The sequence below is a fragment of the Candidatus Clostridium eludens genome, assembly GCF_045310515.1.
GTDB lineage: Bacteria > Bacillota > Clostridia > Clostridiales > Clostridiaceae > Clostridium_B > Clostridium_B eludens.
In genome coordinates, this window is the sequence record NZ_JBJHZX010000091.1 from 1 (window position 1) to 6,787 (window position 6,787).

At 27.7% G+C, this 6,787-nt stretch carries 6 protein-coding genes; all 6 read left to right on the forward strand.

Translation table 11 applies throughout. From position 1 onward, the window contains the following. The coding region (locus ACJDU8_RS24910) for a hypothetical protein (RefSeq protein WP_406794886.1) at positions 1-187 on the forward strand (187 nt) is incomplete at its 5' end. A 112-nt stretch (positions 188-299) separates the two neighbouring features. Further along, complete coding sequence (locus ACJDU8_RS24915; RefSeq protein WP_406794887.1) at positions 300-722, forward strand: phosphotransferase family protein; 423 nt, start codon at positions 300-302, stop codon at positions 720-722. 575 nt (positions 723-1,297) lie between these two features. Beyond that, entirely contained in the window at positions 1,298-2,986 is a 1,689-nt protein-coding gene (locus ACJDU8_RS24920; protein ID WP_406794888.1) for a HAMP domain-containing methyl-accepting chemotaxis protein, read from the forward strand. 1,030 nt (positions 2,987-4,016) lie between these two features. Continuing rightward, complete coding sequence (locus tag ACJDU8_RS24925) at positions 4,017-4,382, forward strand: hypothetical protein (RefSeq protein ID WP_406794889.1); 366 nt, start codon at positions 4,017-4,019, stop codon at positions 4,380-4,382. Beyond that, positions 4,375-4,989 carry a DedA family protein gene (locus ACJDU8_RS24930; RefSeq protein ID WP_406794890.1) on the forward strand — a complete coding sequence of 205 codons (615 nt, stop codon included), beginning with the start codon at positions 4,375-4,377 and terminating at the stop codon, positions 4,987-4,989. The genes ACJDU8_RS24925 and ACJDU8_RS24930 overlap by 8 nt, the downstream gene beginning before the upstream one ends. 649 nt (positions 4,990-5,638) lie before the next feature. Beyond that, on the forward strand, positions 5,639-5,890 hold the full coding sequence (locus ACJDU8_RS24935; protein WP_406794891.1) for an AbrB/MazE/SpoVT family DNA-binding domain-containing protein: 252 nt from the start codon (positions 5,639-5,641) through the stop codon (positions 5,888-5,890). The last annotated feature ends 897 nt before the right edge of the window (positions 5,891-6,787 follow it).

The window sequence follows — 6,787 nt, forward strand, 5'->3', positions numbered from 1 at the left end:
AAGCAAGGCAACTTGGAATGCAGAAGCTAGTAAAGATGAATTGGCAACTGACGTAAGTAAAATGCTGGCTTCAAACTACAGCATCAATTATACGGTATTCAAGGGCGGTAGCCATAGATATACTTGGCAGTATGCTTATACGATTGAAGGTGTACGAGACTGGCTATTCAAACAGGTAAAGAAATAATCAATTGTTTACGGATATGAGTTAATTTTTTGATGTTACATTAAAAGAATGATATACCAAAGAATGAATTTGAATTATTTAAACTATAGATAAATGATTGCAAAATAATAAAATGAAATGCAAAAAAATAACTGTTAAAAAATTAGACGTGCTAACGTTTGAAGAACTTCCAGATGATAATATATTGTGCCATGGAGATTTTCATCCAGATAATATACTAATAACAAAAGATAACTCAATAATAATTGGCTGGATGACGGCAACTCAAGGAAATCCATTAGCAGATGTTGCAAGAACATCGGTAATATTTAAATTTGGTATTATTCTAGAAAAATCATATATCGAGAAAAAAATCATCAATTTTATTAAAAAAAAGTTTTATTTAGAGTATATAAATATTTCAGGCGTTGATATAGAGCAAATTAAAGAATGGGAACTCCCTATTGCAGCAGCACGTCTTACCGAATGGATACCAGAAAATGAAAATTCAGATATATTATATTTTATAACTAAAAAAATGGAAAATTTAATATAGTGTTGAAATTTTATTGGATGACGCTAAATAATAAATTCAATAATAGTATTTATTACTTTTCGCATTTTATTTGTTAAACTAGAGTGAAAAATCCTTTAGTTTTATTTTTTACTAGGTAGGCTAATTAGACATTATAAAAATAGTATCTATTTATATAAACATATAAGTATCTGTCTCAATAATAATCTGTCTATGGTATTATTTACTCGTAATGTGGGAGATTACGACTTAATTTTGTATTCAAATCCATATTAGATTAACTACTGTTCAAGTATCATTATCATATTTTGTAGGGTAAAGTTAAGGATAAACTCTAAGATTAGCTTTGAAAATCACATAATTTTCACATTTTTATCACACATTATCTCCGCAATCATTGGTTATAATTTGTTTGAAAAGAAGTTAAGTAAAGCAACTAAAGAACGAAATAATTAAAGAATATTATCATAATGAAAATTTATTTAGAGCCTATCCTAGATGAATCTTTTTTAGAGCTTATTAAGCTGGCAAAGTGCTTCTATTGTTTTAGAAGTGTGGAGATTATTTAGGGATAGGCTCTAATTGCGGGAGGGCATATGATAGATAAGTTAAAAAAATTCAAACTCAAAAATTTGGTTATTTCTCTAACAATATCAGCAATTATATCTACATTAATTGTAGGAATTTTTGGATATTTTAATATGAGAGCTTTAAATAATCAAGTGGGTGATATGTATTCAGACTACCTAATTCCTGTAGCTGATATTGGGAACATAGGAAGCAACTTCTTTCAGATTAAAGCTGAAGATCTTATGTACAATCACATTCATTCTAATAACTTCTTAATCTCAATTAGAACTTATAGAGATAACATTGATAAGTATCTAAGTGAGTTCGAAAAAACTAAAATGGATGGACGGGAAACTAAATATATAAACGATATTAAATCATCATATAGCTTTTTTTCAAATTTGTGGGACGATCAAACACCTAATCCTTCCACAGAAAAATTAAAGCAAATTCAAGATGAAGAAAGCAAAATAGAAACAAATTTAAAGGATTTACAAAATTATACGGAAGAGCTTGCGCTAAAAGATAAGGAAATATGCGCTGCCGCATATGGTGCCAGTGAAAGACTTATGCTAATTATATTTGCATTATCGTTAGTAATATTCACTCTGATTGCATACATAATAATTTTAGTTATAAATAAATCATCAAAGGAAATGATAACAAATTTACGACAGGTTGCGGAAGGGGACTTTACTATAAAATTAAATTGCAATAGTAAAAATGAGTTTGGATTGATGAATTCTTCTCTGGAAAAGACCATACTAAATGTATATGACATGATTAAAAGTGTAAAGGATACTGCTGATAACGTGAACGTACAAGTAAAAAATTTGTCATCTGTGTCAGAAGAAATGGCAGCATCATCAGAAAATGTTACATTATCTGTTCAGGAAGTTTCAAAATCCAATGAATCTCAGTCAGGAGAGTTACTTGATATCAATTCTGAACTGAATGAATTTGCCAATCGAATCCAAAATATAATAAATGCTATAAAAACCATTGATGACAACTCAAGAAGCATCAATACTATGGCTAATGAGAGTGACGTAAAGTTAGAGGCTTTAATTGAATCTGTAAATGGCTTAATTACTTCATTTCAGGAATTTACATCAAAAATAAATACACTAGGTGTTAAACTTGGAAAAATAAATGATATTACAAATTATATTAATAATATTTCAGAGCAAACTAACCTTCTAGCTTTAAATGCAGCAATTGAAGCAGCAAGAGCTGGTGAGCAAGGTAGAGGTTTTTCTGTTGTTGCAGAAGAAATAAGAAAATTAGCAGAGGAAAGCAAAGGGTCAACACAAAATATAAGTAAACTAACTGCAGATATAGAAAATGATACTTCAGAAATAATAACTATGACTAATTCCATGAATAATAGATTGATTGAGCAATCAAACGTGGTTGCAACATCATTAGATTCGTTTAAACAAATTATTTCAGCAGTGGAACTTATAATTCCAGAAATTAATGAAGTAACCTCATCAGTTTCGAATTTAGATGAACAAAAGAATAACATAACAGAGAAAGTGAGTAATACATCTTCACTAGCACAGGAAATAAATGCTGCATCAGAAGAGATGGTAGCTACATCGGAAGAATTATCTAGCTCTACAAGTGAAGTAGCAAAATCTGCTTCTATTCTAAACAGTGTTACAGAAGAAATGATATCGTGTGTAAATAGGTTTAGATTACAAGAGTCTTAGAGCGATTCTATTAGAAATGTTAGGATATCCTTCATTAAGGGCCTCTCCTTAAATAAATTTTCCTATGGTATGATGACTTATTTAAGGAAAGGCTCTTAGTCTATTTAGTTTAACTAAATAGACATTCTGTGGAATTCATTCTAAATTTTTATAATCAATATTATCATTAAAAACAATGGACTCTAATCATAATTATACAAATATCTTAATATACTATTTTCTTTTTTACTCATTATAATCTCCATTATTCTATTTTATAATTTTAATATGTATGTATTTGTTTACCATATATGAAAAATTATTTAAACTTTTAACGTTTTAAGGAAATAAATCTTCATTCTAAATTTCAATGTGAAAAATATGCAATTGGTATAATGCAGGAGAAGAACTCTAATTCAATTATCAGAGGGTATGGATTGTTTGAAGATGGGGTAATACCAGCAGCTCTGTAACCAGGGGCAAAGTAAATTATTAATAGTCATTCTAAGTATTTTCAATGTTACACAACACACTTTTGTAACATTCGCTTTCTTTAGTTAGCAGCGATTTTATCTATTTTATATGAAAAGCTTAATTTGAATGTTACTTAATACTAATAACCTATATTGTTATGTAACATGTTTTCTACTTTGCCCCTAGTTACACGTTTGCTGGTACTGGGCCAAGATATACAAAAAGACTCCTAATAGGAAGTCACTAAAAAGGTCATGAGTGGTAGCGAATTTTCTTGATCTGATTTTAATTTTTGATATTAATAATAGCTCTATATTAATTGGTAGATTTAAACTAAAGCATAAAATAAATAGAACTGCTATATAAGCCGTTGAAAAACAATAGTTTTATGGTATTTTTATTTCTATAAATACAAAAGATAAAAGAAGGATAATTCAGTTTATAATACTCCTGTATTTTTACTTAAGTAGTTAAGAGAAGTAAGCACTGTATCATTTTTTAAATGTCTTAATTTAATTTTAAAATAAAAATGATATAGTTTATATAAAAACTAAGGTATAGGGTGAAATAGATATTTATGATGAAAAATTTTAAAATGGTTATATTATCAATTTCAATTATTATAATTACATTTATAATAACTAAACAATTTTTAATACTACATAAAGGATTCAAAAATATTGAGATTCCTACTAGAGAAAGTAGACAATTTGGAAATATGAGTACTTATAAATGGTTAACTGTAAAGAAATTATCTCACAAATATAATATAAGCCAGCAGAAGATATTTAAATCTCTCCAAATTATTCCTCATAATGGTGATGAAAATATACCAGTTATTGAATTAGCTAAAAAATATAATAAAAGTCCGGAAGAAATGAAAAAGAACCTAAGGAAAGTCATAGAGAATCATAGGAATTTAGAAGGTAAAAAAGATGAGTAATTTTACTAATTTACTAATAATATATTTTAGAAGTTATAACATCTGGTTCTTAAGTATCTTAATTATCTTGGGATGTATAGGAATTCCAGTAGGATCAAGTTTAGTAGTAATAGCATCTGGAGCTTTTGCTTATGCAGGCGAATTTAATATAGTTATTCTTTTACTAGAAATTTGGTTTTTTTCATGTATCGGTGATAATATTGCTTATATTATTTGGATGGTTGTGGGAAATAAATTTTTAAGTAAATCTTCAAGAATAAAAACTTATTTTTCTCCTAAAATAATAAAAGCAGAAAATTACCTGAAAAAACACGGTAAAGGAACAGTTTTTTTTACTAGATTTTTAATATCACCTATGGGACCTTCTGCTAATGCAGCAGCAGGTATTACAAGGTACAAATTGGTGACTTTCAACTTGTTTGTTGCTTTAGGTGAGTTATTATGGTCGTGTATATACTTAGGGTTAGGATATTGGTTTGGCGATTCTTGGGAAACTATAGTTCCTATGGTCATACAAATTGGGGAATTTTTAACTTATGCAATTATTCTAATTATTACTGTATACTTTTTTATTAAAATGATTAGAACAAACACAAGAAAAAGGTAATACCAGCTGCTGTTTGATATTTAAAATACTATTATTCTTATTTTCCTGTAATAATAATATGAAAATATTTTAATAGTAGAGCTATAAGGGAAAAAATAATTTGAATCGGGCACAGCCTTTACCCCTGATAAGGAATGAATGTATATTATAATTGACCTCACCCAAACACACCTTTTATTTTAGCGAAAAGAAAAGTTAAAATTATATTTAAGCTACACTAACTAAGAGTATAAACCTTATAAATATAATGATACATTGTTTCAAAACATATGTAAAATAAATATTGTCACTAATAAAAGGCAACATCATAATTGGACATTAGAATTATTTTGACCAATTTTCTATATGTGCAAATATCATTTTGAGGCAAAATTCGCCATGTAGGATGATTAGCTTTATTTTAAATGTTCTTAAATCCTCAATAAAATCGGGAATGACAAACTTTAAATTTCTCTAAATTACTCCGAATATCTATATAATACTAATATATAGAACAATAGGATTTATTTATATAAGTGTTTGAAATTTTTATTAATAAATTGATATATATTTCTCATAATTCCAAAATATTAACCTTTTACTTATCATTCCAATGTATTATTATTGAAACTATACTGTAACATTAGAAAACTTGGAGGAATGATAACTAATGAAGTCCACAGGAATTGTAAGAAATGTTGATACACTAGGAAGAATAATAATACCTAAAGAAATAAGAAAGGTGCTTTCTATTAATTCGGGGGATGCTTTAGAATTTTTTACTGAAAATGAAGATATATACATAAGAAAATATTCTCCTGGGTGTGTATTTTGTGGGAGTATGAATGGTATGATCATATTTAAAGACTTATATATTTGCAAGGAATGTAAAGAGGATTTAATATCTTTAAAAATTGAATAAAGCATTGATTGATGAGAACTAATAAAAAATTTGGCGTGAGGGATAAGATATATGAGTGATAGGGATAAATGGATTAAAGGCTATACCCCCTATATAAGTTTATCATATAAAAACAGTATGATTATTTTAAACTGGATCCTCTAAAATAGAAAGCAAAAAATATATTTAATACTAATATTTAATACCGTATTTTATAGAGCCTTTTTTATCTCCTTTTTCTCGGTCTATTGGATTTCCACCAATAGATTCTTGTGCCAAAGGAGATTTTATCATGTTTTCATAGATGCTAAGCTATTTACAATCTATATCTTTAACTTTGTTATATATCTCAAGTCCCCTTTTCCCATGTTTTCCAATACTCTAGTATTACATCCTTCTTTAAAATATTGATGTATTTAATTAGATATACCAAACTTTTTTTTCGTAGTGATTTCCACTGTATACCTGTCCGAAATATACGAAATATGGCTTCTAACATTTTTCTTGGATTCATAGGTTGACCAGAAACCTGTTTGTATTTTTTGTTTGCCTCTCTTTGTCTTTTTGCTATTAAATCTTTTACTTTTTCTCAAGATTTATTAGTTATTCCCTAATAATTGTTTTTATATCTTTCCAGCTAAGTAAATTTTATAGATTTTAATTTATCGCATCCTAGGTATAATATTCATCATACGTACTTTATTATTCATAATCAAAATAAACTTGAATATATTTTAGTATTAAATATATATCATTAGTTTGGGAGAGACTTTATTTATGGAGAATAAAAGTAGCTGTCCAATGAATTTGGAAAAAGAACTTAATGCAAAAAGGTTGGCTACGGAAGCAATATACCTAATCAAAAGTAGACAGGCAAAAAAGTTAAATTCTATATGGCTGGAGGTTACCGGATGTTCG

What these genes read in the sequence shown, in the direction of transcription:
- ACJDU8_RS24915 (WP_406794887.1), top strand. Translation starts at nt 300, where the DNA reads ATGAAATGCAAAAAAATAACTGTTAAAAAATTAGACGTGCTAACGTTT.
- ACJDU8_RS24920 (WP_406794888.1), top strand. Translation starts at nt 1,298, where the DNA reads ATGATAGATAAGTTAAAAAAATTCAAACTCAAAAATTTGGTTATTTCT.
- ACJDU8_RS24925 (WP_406794889.1), top strand. Translation starts at nt 4,017, where the DNA reads ATGATGAAAAATTTTAAAATGGTTATATTATCAATTTCAATTATTATA.
- ACJDU8_RS24930 (WP_406794890.1), top strand. Translation starts at nt 4,375, where the DNA reads ATGAGTAATTTTACTAATTTACTAATAATATATTTTAGAAGTTATAAC.
- ACJDU8_RS24935 (WP_406794891.1), top strand. Translation starts at nt 5,639, where the DNA reads ATGAAGTCCACAGGAATTGTAAGAAATGTTGATACACTAGGAAGAATA.